The sequence below is a fragment of the Bradyrhizobium sp. UFLA06-06 genome, from assembly GCF_054820065.1.
On record NZ_JADFUD010000029.1, the window covers coordinates 21,894 to 38,577 of the forward strand.

The window sequence follows — 16,684 nt, forward strand, 5'->3', positions numbered from 1 at the left end:
TTTCAAGCGAAGTGGGCACCGGTTCGCCTCAAGAAAGCGCATCAAACGAAGCGCCGGCTCATGATCGGTGCTGGAGAATATTGATCAGCTTGCCGAAGGGATCGCGGACGAAGAAGCGCTGCACACCCCATGGCTCGTCCGCCGGTCCGTATTCGATCGCGATGCGGGCTGCCTTCATCCGGCGCAGGGCCTCGTCGAGATCATCGACCTCGATGGAAAGATCAGGCACCGGCGTGCCGGAGCCGCCTTCGGAAGCGAAGCTGATTTGAGCTTGCATTGTTTCGGATGAGCCGTAAGTCGCAACCCAACCGAAATCCATCAGTGGCTCGAGGCCAAGCAGGTCCCGGTAGAACGACTTCGCTGCCGCTGTATCTGGTGCGGCAACGTTCGCGACGATCCGATTGACCTTCATGCTGAAGCCCGCGCGTCGGAACGACCGTCTGCCGATGGCGACGGTCGGAGAGGCCGTCAGGCCTGCTGACGCGTGTCGACCTGTTGCGGCCTGACATCCGTGGGCACCGCCGGTGTGGCGCGCGAGCGGAAGTAGTCGAGCACAAAGAGCCGGATCGCGGAGGACAGATTGCCCTGCTGACGGTTGTTGTCGATCTCGCCGACCAACTCCGACAGCGTCATGTTCCGCAGACCGGAAATCTCCTTCATGCCATTCCAGAAGGCTTCTTCGAGGCTGACGCTGGTCTTATGTCCGGCGACGACGATCGAGCGCTTGACCACGGGAGACTTCATGATGCGTCTCCGTTTTCGATGCGGTGCTGATCGAGCACACGCGCGTTGCGCTCGCCGAGAAATTCGTCACGCGCTCGTTCGGATTTGGTGCGACCGAATAGCGCACGATTGGCTTCGGCCTGCTTCGCTGCTTGTTCGCGCTCACCGCGCTTCTTGAATCGTTTCAAGTTGACCACGTCGCCCATGCTCGTCGTCCTCATCGTCCCCAGAGCGGAATTGGTGATGCATCGTGACGAAAGCAAGAGCGACTGCACTACGCGCCCGGCTCGATATCCATCCCGAATCCCCATTTGATGCTCTGATAGCATCAAAGAATCCGTTTCGCTCTGCGAAAACTAGACGTCTGTACCACGCGCCAGCGCAGAGCTCATAGGTAACGCGCCTTAGTCTTTAGGCGTTATGATCCATAATTATATCACGCGCGCTGACCGTAATTATCCGGACAATGCGCGCTTCGCTTTAGCCCGGGTGTGTCATTTTGTCCGGCTGCACGAGGCGATCGAATTCATCCGCGGAAACAAATCCGAGCCGCAAAGCCTCTTCCTTCAGCGTCGTTCCGCGCGCATGCGCCGACTTGGCGACCTTGGCTGCGTTGTCGTAACCGATCTTCGGCGCGAGCGCGGTGACCAGCATCAGCGAGCGCTGCATCAGTTCGTTGATGCGCTTTTCGTCGGCGCGTATTCCGACAACGCAATGCTCAGTAAATGAGCGGACAACGTCAGACAGCAACTGAATGGAATTTATCATACAATATGCCAACACGGGCTTGTACACGTTCAGCTCGAAATGGCCCTGGCTGCCGGCGACGGTGATCGTGGTCTGATTGCCGAACACCTGGCAGCAGACCATGGTCATGGCTTCGCACTGGGTCGGATTGACCTTGCCCGGCATGATCGACGAGCCCGGCTCGTTCTCGGGCAGGATCAACTCGCCGAGGCCCGAGCGCGGGCCCGAGCCGAGCAAGCGGATGTCGTTGGCGATCTTGAACAGGCCGGTCGCCACCGAGTTGATCGCGCCGTGCACCAGCACATAGGCGTCGTTGGAAGCCAGCGCCTCGAACTTGTTGGCCGCGCTGGTGAACGGCAGCTTGGTGATCTTGGCGACGTGGCGCGCGAAGGTTTTCGCAAATCTCGGCTTCGAGTTGAGGCCGGTGCCGACGGCGGTGCCGCCCTGCGCGAGCGGAAACAGATCCTTCACCGCGACACGCAGCCGCGCGATGCCGCTCTCGACCTGCGCGGCGTAGCCGGAGAATTCCTGGCCGAGCGTCAGCGGCGTCGCATCCTGGGTGTGGGTGCGCCCGATCTTGACGATCTTGGCAAACGCCTTCTCCTTGTTGCGCAGCGCGCGATGCAGTTCGGTGAGTGCCGGAAGCAGATCGGCGACGATGCGGCTCGCCGCGGCGATATGCATCGCGGTCGGAAACGAGTCGTTCGACGACTGACTCATGTTGACGTGATCGTTCGGATGAATCGGCTTCTTGGCGCCAAGCTCGCCGCCGAGCATCTGGTTGGCGCGGTTGGCGATCACCTCGTTCACGTTCATGTTGCTCTGCGTGCCCGAGCCGGTCTGCCAGACCACCAGCGGGAAATTGTCGTCGAGCTTGCCTTCGATCACTTCCTTCGCTGCGCGGATGATGGCGCCGGCGCGGCGCGCATCGAGTTGGCCGAGCTCGCGATTGGTCTCCGCAGCCGCAAGCTTCACGATGCCGAGTGCATGGACGATCGCGATCGGCATCCGGTCGTGGCCGATCTTGAAATTCTGCCGCGAGCGTTCGGTCTGCGCGCCCCAATAGCGGTCGGCGGGAACGTCGATCGGACCGAAGCTGTCGGTCTCGCTGCGGGTCTTTGCCTTGGAGGGGATCGTCGATCGAGCCATCATGCTTCCCGTGGATGCTTGCCGTTGCGTCGTCAAAACGTGCCCACCGCGGCAACGCGACAGCGTGAAGGGCACGTTCATGCAGAAGGTAGGCCGGGATGACGATTTGTCATCCCGATCCCGGCAAGCATCCTACAAGGTCGAGGCGTGATCAGCGCTTAGATTATTTCTTGCGGAAGCGGTCCAGCCGCACGACCTCGGCGCCTTCGCTGGGCTTCGCGGGCTCCTGCTCGGTCTCGGCGCTCTCGATCTCTGCCGCGGCCTGGGCCGCAGGGGCGGGCAGGGGAGAGGCCGGCGCGGTGGCGGGAGGGGCTTCTTCGGACAGTGCGTCCGAGACATCGAAGCGCAAATCGAACGGCGCGGACGGATCGAGGAAGCGCGTCACCGCGGCGAACGGCACGGTCAGCCGCTCGGGAATCCCGCCGAACGACAGACCGACCTCGAAGCGATCCTCGGTCACCACCAGATCCCAGAACTGGTGCTGCAGGATGATGGTCATCTCCTCGGGGTATTGCGCGAGCAGCCGGGGCGACAGCTTCACGCCGTCGCCGTGCGACAGGAAGGTGATGTAGAAATGATGCTCACCCGGCAGGCCATGTTCGGCGGCGTCGGACAACACCCGGCGCAGCACCCCGCGCAGCGCATCGCGCGCCAGCACGTCATATCGGATGTGATCGGTCGCCATGGTGATCCTGTCGCTTCGAAAATGCCCGCCGGGGCGACGCCGGACCGTCCGACTCGCCCTTTTGCCATGCTACCCCGCCGGGAGCCGGAAATCAGCAGGGCTGGCCGCTGAAATGCGCGCGGACGCCCGATTGGGAAACAAGGAATGAAGTGGAGGCTTCTGTTGCCAGGTGCCTCCGAACCCCGCCTAGCGGAGCTTAACCCGCTAGGACTTTAAGATGGTCTTTCAAACTGCGTTACGCAGCCTGAGCAACCGGAGCAAAGTTGTCGTTGGCAACTATTGCATTGGCCCGATGTCGGCGGAACCATACCGAGAAAAAACACGCCCTTTACGCCCTCGTCGATCCTATTTCGCCCCCGCCGAAAGCCACCGCGACGGATGGGTTTTGGTGGAGGCGCCGGGTACCGCCCCCGGGTCCGAATGGTTTATTGCGACGGTCATTTATTTCCATAGCCGGCGAACCGGCACTCCCAATATAGCGGCAAAGTCGTAGAAAAACAGAGCCGATTCAGGCCCTTTCAGCTGTGAAAACACACCAAATTGGGTTGGCCCGGCTCCCGGCACCGTTCTAGATTTTGTCCATGTCCCCGGAATCCCCGCCGGTTGCCGCCCCGGCGCCGGATGCCTCCACACCATCGCCGCCCCACCAGCCCGGCCTGCTCGAGCTGTTCCTGGCCTTTGCCAAGATGTCGCTGGCCGGCTTTGGCGGGGTTCTGGTCTGGGCCCGGCGTGCGATCGTCGAGCAACACCGCTGGATGACCGCGGAGGAGTTCAACGAGACCTTCGCGCTGTGCCATTTCCTGCCAGGTCCGAACATCGTCAACCTGTCGGTCGTGTTCGGCTCGCGCTTTCGCGGCATAGCCGGCGGGCTCGCGGCCTTCGCCGGGCTGGTCGGGCCGCCGATGGTGATCGCGACCATCCTTGCCGCGCTCTATGCCCGTTACGGCGACATCGATGTGCTGCGCCGGACGCTCGCCGGCGTCGCCTGCGCCGCGGTCGGGCTGCTGTTCGCCGTCGTCTTCAAGATGATGATGCCGCTCCTGAAGCGGCGCGATGTCACGGGCCTCGTCATTTTGGCTGCGGTTTTCGTCGCGATCGGACTGATCCGGTGGCCGCTCCAGATCGTGCTGCTGGTGGCGATCCCGCTCAGTATTGCGACGACGGTCCTGGCCCGCCGCATGGTGCGGGCATGAGTTCGGGGTCCAACCCGATCGCAGCGCTGGTCTGGACCTTCGGGCTGATGTCGCTGTTTGCGGTCGGCGGCGCCAATTCGGCGATTCCCGAAATGCACCGTGCCGCCGTCGACGTGCATCACTGGCTGACCGACAAGCAGTTCGCCGACGTATTCGCGATCTCGCAGCTCTCGCCGGGGCCGAATGTGCTGATCGTGACCTTGATAGGCTATTCTGTCGCAGGCGTCGCCGGGGCGTTGGCCGCGACGGTGGCGATGTGCGGACCGACCGCGCTGCTTGCCTATTATGTGAGCCGTTTCCTCGATCGCTCGCGCGACGCGCGCTGGCCGGCGATCATCCAGGCGGCACTGGTTCCGTTGTCGATCGGTCTGATGGCGGCGTCCGGCCTGATCGTGGCGCAGACCTCAGACCAAAGTTGGATCGCGGTCCTGATCACCATTGTCGCGGCCGCGCTTGCTTTTGCGACGCGGATCAACCCTTTGTGGATGTTGCTGGCCGGAGGCCTCTTGGGTTTCGCTGGCGTTATCTGACGAAAATCGCTAGCAAGGCTTTCGGTCAACGGACCGCAAGCCAGCCATTCAATCAAAACGGGCGGGACAGCCCTGACGGGGGAAGCGAAGTCATGAGCGATACGCCGAGCGAGGCGCCGGTCAAATCGATCTTGCCGAAATGGGTGCGCGGTCCGCAGGACTTTGTCGGCGGGCTCGCCATGATGGCGGTTGCGCTGTTTGCCTTGTGGGCCTCGAGCGATTTGCAGGGCATGCACGGATTTTCGTTCGGCGCCGGAACCGCGCCGCGCATGTTCGCCGTGCTGCTGCTGTTGCTCGGCGGTGGTGTCGCGCTGATGGGAGTTCTGCAGGCCGGCCCGCATATCGCGGCCTATTCCTGGCGCGGCCCGTTGTTCGTATCCGCGGCGATCGTGTTCTTCGCATTGGCGATCCGGCCGCTCGGGCTTGTGGTCTCCGCCTTTGCCGCCTTCATGATCGCGGCGATGGGTTCGCAGGAGACGAAATTGGTCGAGGCCGTCATTGTCGGCGCCTGTCTGACCCTCGGCTGCGCGCTGCTGTTCCCCTATGTGCTGGGACTTCCGATGCCGATGTTCCCGCGTTTCCTGATCCAGTGAGGGCGTGATGGAACTGTTCGCCAATCTCGCCCACGGTTTCGCGGTCGCATTCTCGCCGATCAACCTTCTGATGTGCCTGATCGGCGCGCTGGTCGGCACGCTGGTCGGTGTGCTGCCGGGCATCGGCACCATCGCCACCGTGGCCATGCTGCTGCCGATCACCTTCGGCCTGCCGCCGGTCGGTGCGCTGATCATGCTCGCCGGCATCTATTACGGTGCGCAATATGGCGGCTCGACCACCTCGATCCTGGTCAATATTCCAGGCGAGGCGACCTCCGTGGTCACCGCGCTTGACGGCCACCAGATGGCCAAGCAGGGCCGCGCCGGTCCGGCTCTGGCGATCGCCGCGATCGGCTCGTTCTTCGCCGGCTGCGTCGCGACCGTGCTGATCGCCGTGCTCGGCGCGCCGCTGACCAAGCTCGCGCTGGCGTTCGGCCCGGCTGAATATTTCTCGCTGATGGTGCTCGGCCTGATCTTCGCGGTGGTGCTCGCCAAGGGCTCGGTGCTGAAGGCAATCGCGATGATCGTGTTCGGCCTGTTGCTGTCGATGGTCGGCTCCGACATCGAGACCGGCGCCTCGCGCATGGCCTTCAACATCCCCGAGCTCGCCGACGGTCTCGGCTTTGCCACGGTGGCGATGGGCGTGTTCGGCTTCGCGGAGATCATTCGCAACCTCGACCACGGCGCCGAGATGAACCGCAACCTGGTGCAGCAGAAGATCACCGGCCTGATGCCGACCAGGAAGGACCTCGCGGATTCCACGCCGGCGATCCTGCGCGGCACCGTGCTCGGCTCGATCCTCGGTATCCTGCCGGGCGGCGGCGCCGTGATCGCCTCGTTCGCGGCTTATACGCTGGAGAAGAAGCTGGCGAAGGATCCGAAGCGGTTCGGCCGTGGCGCGATCGAGGGCGTGGCGGCGCCGGAAAGCGCCAACAACGCCGCGGCGCAGACCTCGTTCATCCCGCTGCTTACGCTCGGCATCCCGCCGAACGCGGTGATGGCGCTGATGGTCGGCGCGATGACCATTCACGGCATCGTGCCGGGTCCGCAGGTGATGCAGAAGCAGCCGGATCTGGTCTGGGGCATGATCGCCTCGATGTGGATCGGCAATCTGATGCTGATCATCATCAACCTGCCGCTGGTGGGCATCTGGGTCCGTCTGCTGCGCGTGCCGTACCGGCTGATGTTCCCCTCGATCGTTGTGTTCTGCGCGATCGGCATCTACTCGGTGAACAACGCGCCGGTCGACGTCGTGCTCGCAGGCGTGTTCGGCCTCGTCGGTTATTGGCTGATCAAGCATGATTTCGAGCCGGCACCGCTGCTGCTCGGCATGGTGCTGGGCCCGCTGATGGAGGAGAACCTGCGTCGCGCGCTGTTGATCTCGCGCGGCGACTGGAGCGTGTTCGTCTCGCGGCCGCTGTCGGCGGTGCTGCTGGCGATCGCGGCCGGTCTCCTGGTGCTGGCCGTGCTGCCGACCTTGCGTGCCAAGCGCGACGAAGTGTTCGTCGAATCCGAGGGCTGAGCATGATCCGGAAAAGTGTGAAGCGGTTTTCCGGATAGATCATGCTCAAACAGCGAGCCGCCGGCCCTGCGTCGGCGCGCCGCAGGCGGAAGTCGAATCGACACTCGATATCGTCCCGTGAAATGAAAATGCCGGCCGATTTGGCCGGCATTTCTATTGGTCAAACGTTCCGGGAGGAATTGAGATGATGTCCATTCGCTCGCTTGCGGGCGCATGCCTTTCGGCATTTGTAGCGCTCGGCGCATTCGCCATGCCGGCGTCCGCGCAAAATTATCCGACCCGCACCATCACCATGATCGTGCCGTTCGCAGCCGGCGGCCCGACCGACGTTATCTCGCGCATCGTCACCGCGAACATGGCGCAGACGCTGGGACAGAGCATCGTGATCGAGAACGTGGTTGGCGCCGGCGGCACCACCGCGACGACGCGCGCCGCACGCGCCGCCAATGACGGCTATACGTTGATCACAGGGCATATGGGCACGCACGCCGCCTCCGTGCCGCTCTATCCGAAGCTTGCCTATCACCCGGAAAAGGATTTCGAGCCCGTCGCGCTGCTCGCCGGCACGCCGATCCTGATCCTTGCCCGCAAGGACTTTCCGCCGAAGGATCTCAAGGAATTCGTCACCTACGTGAAGGCCAATGCCGAGAAGGTCAACGCCGCGCATGCCGGCATCGGCTCGGTCTCGCACGCCTCCTGCGAACTCCTGAACTCGATCCTCGGCATCAAGCCGGTCGGCGTGCCCTTCAACGGCACCGGCCCGGCCATGAATGCGCTGGTCGCCGGCCAGGTCGACTACATGTGCGACCAGATCGTCAACGCGGTGCCGCAGATCAACGCCGGCACCATCAAGGCCTATGCGGTCGCCACCCCCGAGCGCAACCCGTCGCTGCCCAATGTGCCGACCACGACGGAAGCCGGTTTGCCGGCATTCCAGGCCCAGGCCTGGAATGCGATTTTCGCGCCGAAGGGAACTTCGCCCGCCATCATCGCCACATTGAATGCCGCGGCCATCAAGGCGCTCGACGATGAGAACGTCCGCAAGCGCCTGCTTGAGCTCGGCAGCGTGATCCCGGCGCCGGCCAACCGCACGCCGGAGGCGCTCGCGACCCTCGTCAAGAACGAGATCGCGAAGTGGACGCCGGTGCTCAAGCCGGCAACTTAATCCAGCACGATCAAGTGGATAGGACAGGGGCGGGACGCGAGTTCCGCCCCTTGTCGTTTGGCGCGGAGTGCTCATTTTTCAGGGTATAATCGGCGCGTTCAGCCGAATCAGCGTGCCGACCGGCGGCCTTGGCCGCTACATTGGCCGTTCTCTGGAAAGCCCGAAACAGACGCCATGAACCAGTATCACGACCTGCTCGAACGCATCCTCGCCGACGGTGCCGAGAAGCACGACCGCACCGGCACCGGGACGCTGTCGATCTTCGGTCATCAGATGCGTTTCAACCTCGCGGCCGGTTTCCCGATGCTGACCACCAAGCGGCTGCCGCTGAAGGCGATCGTGCACGAGCTGCTGTGGTTCCTCGCCGGCGACACCAACATCAAATATCTCAACGACAACGGCGTCACGATCTGGGACGAATGGGCCGACGCCAACGGCGACCTCGGTCCGGTGTATGGCTCGCAATGGCGGTCGTGGCCCGCGCCGGATGGCCGCAGCATCGACCAGATCGCTGGCGTGGTCGAGATGATCAAGCGCAATCCGGACTCGCGGCGGCTGATCGTCAGCGCCTGGAATCCGGCCGAGGTCGACAAGATGGCGCTGCCGCCGTGCCATTGCCTGTTCCAGTTCTATGTCGCCAACGGCAAATTGTCCTGTCAGCTCTATCAGCGCTCGGGCGACGTCTTCCTCGGCGTGCCATTCAACATCGCCTCCTATGCGCTGCTCACCATGATGGTCGCGCAGGTGACCGGGCTCAAGCCCGGTGATTTCGTGCACTCGCTCGGCGACGCGCACCTCTACTCGAACCATCTCGAGCAGGCGCGCCTGCAACTGACGCGGCCGACGCGGCCGTTGCCGACGATGGCGATCAATCCGGACGTGAAGGATATTTTCGCGTTCCGCTACGAGGACTTCAAACTCGAAGGTTACGACCCGCATCCGCACATCAAGGCCGAGGTGGCGGTATGAGTTGCGGTCTGAGGGATTGAATGTCGCTGACGATCCGCCGCGCGCGGCCCGATGAGGCCGGACTGGTGTTCTCGCTGGTCCGCGAACTCGCCGAATACGAAAAGCTTCTGCATGAGGTTCACGCCAGCGAGGCCGATATCGCCGACGCGCTGTTCGGCGCCAATCCGCGGCTTTATTGCGACATCGCGGAATGGAACGGCGAGCCTGCCGGCTTCGCGGTCTGGTTCGTCAACTTCTCGACCTTCGCCGGCCGTCACGGCATCTATCTCGAAGACCTCTTCGTGCGTCCGGCGCTGCGCGGCAAGGGCATCGGCAAGGCGCTGCTCATGCATCTAGCGAAGCAATGCCTCGCCAATGGCTGGTCGCGCCTGCAATGGGCGGTGCTCGACTGGAACGCGCCGTCGATTGCATTCTACAAGTCGCTCGGCGCCGAGATGATGGACGAATGGACGATTTGCCGCGTCTCCGGCGAGGCGCTGTCGACGCTCGCGGAAGGGACGCGCTGATGGAGATCGTGCTCGTCGTAGCGGTCGCCGAGAACGGCGTGATCGGGAGCGACAACGCTATTCCGTGGCGGCTGAAATCCGACCAGCAGCGTTTCAAGGCGATTACGCTGAACAAGCCCGTCGTGATGGGGCGCAAGACCTTTGAGTCCCTGCGCAGGCCGCTGCCGGGCCGCACCAACATCGTGGTGACGCGCGATGCCAACTACCGCGCGGGCGGCGCCATCGTCACGACGTCGTTTGAAAACGCCCGCGCTATTGCGCTTGGTGACGCGCTGCGGCGTTTCGCCACTGAGATTGCAATCATCGGTGGCGCGGAAATCTACGCGCAGTGGATCGGCACCGCCGATCGCCTTGAGATCACCGAGGTCCACGCCCGGCCGGACGGCGACACGCGGTTCGACAAAATCGATGCGCAGCAATGGGACGAGGTGGCGCGCGTGCGAAATCCCGCAGGTCCGGACGACAGTGCCGACTTCTCCTATGTGACATATCGTCGGCGCGGCCGGGGTTAACCAATGTTTGCATTGACAATTATGCCCCGGCGCATAGCTCGTCCGGCCAGGAAGCTTGCGTTGTAAGGGCCCTAGCGGTCCCCTATAACCGGGCCGGACATTCGAGGCCGGGCGTCCCGTCCGGACTTGCCGAGGAGATGTTTGATGCCGTGGAAAAATCAAGGCGGGGGGCCCTGGGGCTCGGGCCCGAAAGGGCCATGGGGCACCGGTCCGCAGTCAGCCGGGCCAAGGCCGCCGGATCTTGAGGATCTGCTGCGGCGCGGCCAGGACCGCCTGCAGCAGTGGCTGCCCGGCGGGCATTTCAGCGGCATGGGCGTCGCGCTGGTGCTGGTCGCCGCGCTGGCGATCTGGTTCGCGACCGGCATCTTCCGCGTGCAGTCCGAAGAGCTCGGCGTCGTGCTGCGCTTCGGCAAATATGTCCGCGATGCGCAGCCGGGCCTGCGCTATCACCTGCCATATCCGATTGAGACAGTGCTGCTGCCGAAAGCGCTGCGCGTCAACACGATCTCGATCGGCATGACCCTGATCGACGATCCCGCTCGCCGCGGCCGCACCATGCGCGACGTGCCGGAAGAGAGCCTGATGCTGACCGGCGACGAGAACATCGTCGACGTCGACTTCACGGTGCTGTGGCGCATCAAGCCGGGTGGGGCCGGCGCCTATCTGTTCAACATCCAGAATCCCGAAGGCACCGTGAAGGCGGTTGCCGAAAGCGCGATGCGTGAGGTGATCGGCCGCTCGCAGATCCAGCCGATCCTGACCGGGGCGCGCAACGTCACCGAGCAGAGCGTCCAGGAGCTGATGCAGAGGACGCTCGATACCTACAACGCGGGCATCCAGATCACGCAGGTGCAGATGCAGAAGGTCGATCCGCCGGCGCAGGTGATCGACGCATTCCGCGATGTGCAGGCGGCGCGCGCCGACCTCGAGCGCAAGCAGAACGAGGCACAGACCTACGCCAACCGGATCGTGCCGGAAGCGCGCGGTCGTTCCGCGCAGATCCTGCAGGCAGCCGAAGGCTACAAGGAGCAGGCGGTCGCCGACGCCAAGGGCCAGAGCGCACGCTTCCTGAAAGTCTATGAAGAGTACAAGAAGGCACCCGACGTGACGCGCGAGCGCATCTATCTGGAGACCATGGAAAAAGTGCTCGGCGGCTCCGAGAAGCTGGTTTATGACGGCGGCCCGGGCCAGAACATCGTGCCCTACCTTCCGCTCGGCGAACTGACGCCGCGGCGTCCGGCGGCACCGGCCACGACCGGCCAGCAGCAGGGAGCCACCCGATGAGGTCCCCCGTCACCGGCATTGTGTCCCTGATCATCCTCTTCATTGTGCTCGCCGTCGGCTACAGCTCGGTGTTCACCGTGCAGCAGACCGAGCAGACCATTGTCTTGCGGTTCGGCGAGCCGGTCGACATCGTCACCGAGCCCGGTCTGCACTTCAAGGCGCCATGGAATTCGGTGATCAACGTCGACAAGCGCATCCTCGATCTGGAAAACCCGTCGCAGGAGGTGATCGCCTCCGACCAGAAGCGGCTCGTGGTCGATGCCTTCGCGCGCTATCGCATCAAGAATGCGTTGCGCTACTACACCAGCGTCGGCTCGATCCAGGCAGCCAATCTGCAGCTGACCACGCTGCTGAACGCGGCGCTGCGCCGCGTGCTCGGCGAGGTCAACTTCATCACCGTGGTGCGTGACGATCGCGAGAAGCTGATGCAGCGGATTCGCGAGCAGCTCGACAGGGAAGCGGACGGATACGGCATCGAGGTCGTCGACGTCCGAATCCGCCGCGCCGACCTGCCGGAGCAGAACAGCCAGGCCGTCTACAACCGGATGAAGACCGAACGTGAGCGCGAGGCGGCCGAGTTCCGTGCCCAGGGTGACCAGAAGGCTCAGGAGATCCGCTCCAGGGCCGACCGCGAAGCGACCGTGATCGTCGCCGAGGCGAACTCGGCCGCGGACCAGACCCGCGGTGCGGGCGATGCCGAGCGCAACCGCCTGTTCGCCGAAGCCTATGGCAAGGACAAGGACTTCTTCGCGTTCTATCGCTCGATGACGGCTTATGAGAACGGCCTGCGATCCAGCGACACGCGTTTCCTGTTGCGGCCGGACTCGGAATTCTTCAGATACTTCGGCGGTGCAAATGGCAGGTTGCCTGAGGCGGCCGCCACGCCGAAACAGTAACGTCACGACTTGAACATCGGGACTTGGCGGCGATGCGGATGACGCTTCGCCGCCGACCAAAAACAACAAGTATCGAGCGGGAGGCTGCCATCCGATGAAGTCCATAGCGTTCGGCGACTTCCTCATCGGGTTGGGAATCCTGTTCGTGCTTGAAGGCATCCTGTTCGCGGCAAGCCCCGCCTGGATGCGCCGGGCGATGAAGAGCGCGCTGGCGACTCCCGACAACATCCTGCGCATCGTCGGTATCGGCTCGGCGGTCGCCGGGCTTGTGCTGATCTGGGTGGTGCGGAGATAGTCGCCGTTCCGGAGCATGCGAAGCATGACCGCCAATGCGCGATTGCGCATCGGGGAACCTTGAGATTCCCCAAGGCGCAATTGCGCCTCTGGGGTTCGGCCCTGTCGGGCCGCCCCGGAATGACGAGCAAGACTGAACATAATCGTGAGCCTCTCGCAGCCGGTTTTTCGCCGAAATGCCGGGGTGAGATGCTTGCGCCGTATGCCCGTTCGGGCGCACTCTGTAACCAGCTCATTTGAACCCGTTTGCCTGGAGAAACTCCGACATGACCGCTGCCAGACCAGCCCTGAGCCGCCGCTTCCGCATGATGGGAGCCGCGATCTCGATCGGTGCTGCGAGCATGCTGAGCTCCGTGCCGGCGTTCGCACGCGGTCCTGAAGGCATCGCCGACATCGCCGAGAAGGTGATCGACGCCGTCGTCAACATCTCGACGTCGCAGACCGTCGAGGCCAAGGACAGGACGATGCCGCAGCTGCCGCCGGGCTCGCCGTTCGAGGAATTCTTCGACGACTTCTTCAAGAACCGCCGCGGGCCGCCTGGCAAGGGCGGCGACAAGAGCGGTGAGTTCCAGCCACGCAAGACCAACTCGCTCGGCTCGGGCTTCATCGTCGACACCGCGGGCATCGTCGTCACCAACAACCACGTCATCGCCGACGCCGACGAGATCAACGTCATCCTCAACGACGGCACCAAGATCAAGGCCGAGCTGGTCGGCGTCGACAAGAAGACCGACCTCGCGGTCCTGAAATTCAAGCCGTCGAAGCCGCTCACCGCGGTCAAGTTCGGCGACAGCGACAAGATCCGGCTCGGCGACTGGGTGGTCGCGATCGGCAACCCGTTCAGCCTCGGCGGCACGGTGACCGCGGGCATCGTCTCGGCCAAGAACCGCGACATCAGCCAGGGCCCGTATGACAGCTACATCCAGACCGACGCCGCCATCAACCGCGGCAATTCCGGCGGTCCGCTGTTCAACCTCGATGGTGAGGTGATTGGCGTTAACACGCTGATCATCTCGCCGACCGGCGGTTCGATCGGCCTCGGCTTCGCGGTGCCGTCGAAGACCGTGGCCGGCGTCGTCGACCAGCTGCAGAAATTCGGCGAGCTGCGCCGGGGCTGGCTCGGCGTGCGCATCCAGCAGGTCACCGACGAGATCGCCGACAGCCTCAACATCAAGCCGGCGCGCGGCGCGCTGGTTGCCGGTGTCGACGACAAGGGGCCGGCCAAGCCGGCGGGCATCGAGCCCGGCGACGTCGTCGTCAAGTTCGACGGCAAGGACGTCAAGGATCCCAAGGATCTGTCGCGCATCGTTGCCGACACCGCGGTCGGCAAGGAAGTCGACGTCGTCGTCATCCGCAAGGGCAATGAGGAGACCCGCAAGGTCACGCTCGGCCGGCTCGAGGACAACGAGAAGGTTCAGCAGGTCAACGCCAAGTCGAAGGACGACACCGCCGAGAAGCCGGTGACCCAGAAGGCGCTCGGTCTCGACCTCGCCGCGCTGAGCAAGGACCTGCGCACCAAGTACAAGATCAAGGACAGCGTAAAGGGCGTCGTCGTCACCAGCGTCGACGGCAACTCCGATGCCGCCGAGAAGCGGCTGTCGGCGGGCGATGTCATCGTCGAGGTGGCGCAGGAGGCGGTGTCGAGTGCCGCCGACATCAAGAAGCGCGTCGATCAGCTCAAGAAGGACGGCAAGAAGTCGGTGCTGCTGCTGGTCTCGAACGGCGACGGCGAACTGCGCTTCGTCGCGCTCGGCGTGCAGTAGGCGTGTCGTCCCGGCGAAAGCCGGGACCCACGCCGCGGCCTCTCTTGTTGAGGAAGTGGGCAACGGCTTTTCTAGGTAACCGGCATCGGTGGTTATGGGTCCCGGCTCCGTGCGCAAGCGCGCACTCGGCCGGGACGACGCCGAGGATCAATTCTCGACGAACTCATCCCGCCGATAGCCCTGCGCGTACAGCAACGCGGTGAGATCGCCGTGGTCGATCCGGACCGCGGCCGCGGCCGCGACCGCCGGCTTGGCGTGATAGGCAACGCCGAGGCCCGCAGCCTGGATCATGCCAAGATCGTTGGCGCCGTCGCCCACTACCAGCGTGTCGATCTCGTCGAGATCGAAGGATTCGGTGAGCTCGATCAGGGTGGCAAGCTTGGTGGCGCGGCCGAGGATCGGTTCGACCACCTCGCCGGTCAACTTGCCGCCCGCGACCTGCAGCTGGTTGGCGCGGTTCTCCTGAAAGCCGACCTTCGCCGCGACCACCTTGGTGAACAAGGTGAAGCCGCCCGAGATCAGGCAGGTATAGGCGCCGTGCGCGCGCATGGTCATGACCAGTTCGCGGCCGCCCGGCGTCAGCGTGATGCGCTTGTCGAGCACCTCGTCGACCACGCTGACCGGCAGGCCCTTGAGCAGCGCCACCCGCTCGCGCAGCGCGGATTCGAACTCGATCTCGCCGCGCATCGCGCGCTCGGTGATCGCGGCGACATGGGCCTTGAGCCCGGCGAAGTCGGCGAGCTCGTCGATGCACTCCTGGCCGATCATGGTGGAATCCATGTCGGCCAGAAAAAGCTTCTTGCGCCGGGCGATGCGAGGCTGCACGACAATGTCGATCGGCAGGTCGCCGCGGGCCTGGCGAAGGCGTTCCTCAATCGCCTTGATACCGTCCCTGCTGCTATCTTCGCTTTCGAACGGAATGTCGGCAGCGACTTCGTTGAACAGCCACTGCGCCGGGCCGGGTGAGGGCAGCACGGCCCGCGCACCGTCGACGATGGTGGAGTCGAGCGCGGGGCTTGCAGGATTGCAGATCAGCGTGGCAACGAGGGACATGCAGGCGCATTCGGGATTGTTGAACAAGGCAGTGCTTATCGCAGGGCCGACCGCCAGCGGCAAGTCGGCGCTGGCGCTCGAACTCGCGCAGCGGACCGGCGGGGTCGTGATCAACACCGACTCCATGCAGGTCTATCGTGACCTCCGGATTATCACCGCACGGCCGGCCGCAGGCGAAGAGGCGCTGGTTCCGCACCGGCTCTACGGCCATGTCGACGCCGGCGTGAATTTCTCCGCCGGCGCCTGGGTGACTGACGCGGCGAAGGTGCTCGGCGAGACGCGTGCGCAAGGACGGCTGCCGATCTTCATCGGCGGCTCCGGCCTCTATTTCAAGGCGCTGACGCGCGGCTTGTCGGCGGTGCCGCCGATCCCGGCTGATGTGCGCGACGGCGTGCGCGCACGGCTCGAGCAGCACGGCGTCGAGGCGCTGCATGCCGAGCTTGCCGAGCGCGATCCGGTGTCGGCCGAGCGGCTGAAGCCGCGCGACCGCACCCGCATCGCGCGCGCGCTCGAGGTCGTCGAGGCCACCGGCCGCCCGCTGCCGGACTGGCATCGCGAGGGCCTGCCGCCTCTGCTGCCGCCGGGCGATTTTCATGCGCTGTTTCTCGCGCCGGAGCGCGAGACGCTCTATGCACGGATCGACGCCCGGTTCGGTGTCATGCTCGATACCGGCGCGCTCGACGAGGTCGCGGCGCTGGCGGCCCGTGGGCTCGATCCGTTGCTGCCGGCGATGAAGGCCCATGGGGTGCCGGCGCTGATCCGGCACCTCAAGGGCGAGATCAGCCGCGAGGAGGCGGCTGAGATCGGCCGGGCCGACACCCGCCATTATGCGAAGCGCCAGTTCACCTGGTTTCGCCATCAGCTCCCGGAGTTCGACTGGGTGGTGCCGGAAGCCGGCGGGGAATGGCTGGAGAGCCGGGTCCCGTAGCCCGGATGAAGCGCAGCGCAATCCGGGGACCCCGCCGCGGAGACGCTGGTCCCGGATTTCGCTTCGCTCCATCCGGGCTACGGACCCCGCCGAGCTGCTGGCAGCGCACGCCCGTCAGCCATGCGCGTTCGCCTGCGGAAAAACACTCGCCGAACGAGCGGAACCCCGGTAG

The 16,684-nt window shown here is 64.4% G+C and carries 19 protein-coding genes and 1 other RNA gene; 13 read left to right on the forward strand and 7 right to left on the reverse strand.

From position 1 onward, the window contains the following. Window positions 1-58: 58 nt before the first annotated feature. The 6 genes from IF803_RS23940 to ssrA form a co-directional block, all read right to left on the reverse strand. Complete coding sequence (locus tag IF803_RS23940; RefSeq protein ID WP_461193649.1) at window positions 59-412, reverse strand: VOC family protein; 354 nt, start codon at window positions 410-412, stop codon at window positions 59-61. 56 nt (window positions 413-468) lie between these two features. Beyond that, entirely contained in the window at window positions 469-744 is a 276-nt protein-coding gene (locus IF803_RS23945; protein WP_024580116.1) for a ribbon-helix-helix domain-containing protein, read from the reverse strand. Continuing rightward, window positions 741-929: a DUF4169 family protein gene (locus tag IF803_RS23950; RefSeq protein WP_016841076.1), complete on the reverse strand. Its 189-nt coding sequence runs from the start codon at window positions 927-929 to the stop codon at window positions 741-743. The genes IF803_RS23945 and IF803_RS23950 overlap by 4 nt, the downstream gene beginning before the upstream one ends. A gap of 274 nt (window positions 930-1,203) precedes the next feature. Continuing rightward, window positions 1,204-2,622 (reverse strand): class II fumarate hydratase, encoded by a 1,419-nt coding sequence (gene fumC, locus IF803_RS23955; RefSeq protein WP_461193650.1) that lies wholly within the window; start codon window positions 2,620-2,622, stop codon window positions 1,204-1,206. Window positions 2,623-2,782: 160 nt separating this feature from the next. Then, window positions 2,783-3,304, reverse strand: a complete 522-nt coding sequence (locus IF803_RS23960) for an SspB family protein (RefSeq protein ID WP_461193651.1) — start codon at window positions 3,302-3,304, stop codon at window positions 2,783-2,785. 148 nt (window positions 3,305-3,452) lie between these two features. Continuing rightward, window positions 3,453-3,808: a transfer-messenger RNA gene (gene ssrA / locus IF803_RS23965) on the reverse strand. A gap of 77 nt (window positions 3,809-3,885) precedes the next feature. On the opposite strand from ssrA, the gene IF803_RS23970 reads away from it, so the two are divergent. The 12 genes from IF803_RS23970 (at window position 3,886) to IF803_RS24025 (ending at window position 14,531) form a co-directional block, all read left to right on the forward strand. Further along, complete coding sequence (locus IF803_RS23970) at window positions 3,886-4,497, forward strand: chromate transporter (RefSeq protein ID WP_461193652.1); 612 nt, start codon at window positions 3,886-3,888, stop codon at window positions 4,495-4,497. Beyond that, window positions 4,494-5,027 carry a chromate transporter gene (locus IF803_RS23975; RefSeq protein WP_411781623.1) on the forward strand — a complete coding sequence of 178 codons (534 nt, stop codon included), beginning with the start codon at window positions 4,494-4,496 and terminating at the stop codon, window positions 5,025-5,027. Before IF803_RS23970 ends, IF803_RS23975 begins: the two co-directional genes overlap by 4 nt. A gap of 92 nt (window positions 5,028-5,119) precedes the next feature. Then, on the forward strand, window positions 5,120-5,620 hold the full coding sequence (locus tag IF803_RS23980; protein WP_028332491.1) for a tripartite tricarboxylate transporter TctB family protein: 501 nt from the start codon (window positions 5,120-5,122) through the stop codon (window positions 5,618-5,620). Window positions 5,621-5,627: 7 nt separating this feature from the next. Beyond that, complete coding sequence (locus IF803_RS23985) at window positions 5,628-7,142, forward strand: tripartite tricarboxylate transporter permease (protein WP_028342337.1); 1,515 nt, start codon at window positions 5,628-5,630, stop codon at window positions 7,140-7,142. 184 nt (window positions 7,143-7,326) lie between these two features. Beyond that, complete coding sequence (locus IF803_RS23990; RefSeq protein ID WP_304496392.1) at window positions 7,327-8,307, forward strand: tripartite tricarboxylate transporter substrate binding protein BugD; 981 nt, start codon at window positions 7,327-7,329, stop codon at window positions 8,305-8,307. Between the two features lie 174 nt (window positions 8,308-8,481). Next, entirely contained in the window at window positions 8,482-9,276 is a 795-nt protein-coding gene (locus IF803_RS23995; protein ID WP_028332488.1) for a thymidylate synthase, read from the forward strand. 20 nt (window positions 9,277-9,296) lie between these two features. Next, the gene (locus tag IF803_RS24000; protein ID WP_461193654.1) at window positions 9,297-9,782 is read left to right on the forward strand and encodes a GNAT family N-acetyltransferase; all 486 of its coding nucleotides are present in this window, start codon (window positions 9,297-9,299) and stop codon (window positions 9,780-9,782) included. Then, complete coding sequence (locus IF803_RS24005; RefSeq protein ID WP_304496390.1) at window positions 9,782-10,294, forward strand: dihydrofolate reductase; 513 nt, start codon at window positions 9,782-9,784, stop codon at window positions 10,292-10,294. The genes IF803_RS24000 and IF803_RS24005 overlap by 1 nt, the downstream gene beginning before the upstream one ends. Before the next feature lie 144 nt (window positions 10,295-10,438). Then, window positions 10,439-11,578, forward strand: coding sequence for an FtsH protease activity modulator HflK (gene hflK / locus IF803_RS24010; RefSeq protein ID WP_028342342.1), 1,140 nt, complete (start codon window positions 10,439-10,441; stop codon window positions 11,576-11,578). Then, the gene (gene hflC, locus IF803_RS24015; protein WP_411781626.1) at window positions 11,575-12,474 is read left to right on the forward strand and encodes a protease modulator HflC; all 900 of its coding nucleotides are present in this window, start codon (window positions 11,575-11,577) and stop codon (window positions 12,472-12,474) included. Before hflK ends, hflC begins: the two co-directional genes overlap by 4 nt. 94 nt (window positions 12,475-12,568) lie before the next feature. After that, window positions 12,569-12,769, forward strand: a complete 201-nt coding sequence (locus IF803_RS24020) for a DUF2065 domain-containing protein (RefSeq protein WP_028332483.1) — start codon at window positions 12,569-12,571, stop codon at window positions 12,767-12,769. Window positions 12,770-13,034: 265 nt separating this feature from the next. Further along, a complete protein-coding gene (locus IF803_RS24025) occupies window positions 13,035-14,531 on the forward strand; it encodes a Do family serine endopeptidase (RefSeq protein ID WP_028342344.1) in 1,497 nt (498 codons plus the stop codon). A 147-nt stretch (window positions 14,532-14,678) separates the two neighbouring features. On the opposite strand, the gene serB is transcribed toward IF803_RS24025, so the two are convergent. After that, window positions 14,679-15,584: a phosphoserine phosphatase SerB gene (gene serB, locus IF803_RS24030; protein ID WP_461193656.1), complete on the reverse strand. Its 906-nt coding sequence runs from the start codon at window positions 15,582-15,584 to the stop codon at window positions 14,679-14,681. Here serB and miaA point away from each other — a divergent pair. After that, window positions 15,583-16,512: a tRNA (adenosine(37)-N6)-dimethylallyltransferase MiaA gene (gene miaA / locus IF803_RS24035; protein WP_461193705.1), complete on the forward strand. Its 930-nt coding sequence runs from the start codon at window positions 15,583-15,585 to the stop codon at window positions 16,510-16,512. The two genes, serB and miaA, sit on opposite strands and share 2 nt — an antisense overlap. The last annotated feature ends 172 nt before the right edge of the window (window positions 16,513-16,684 follow it).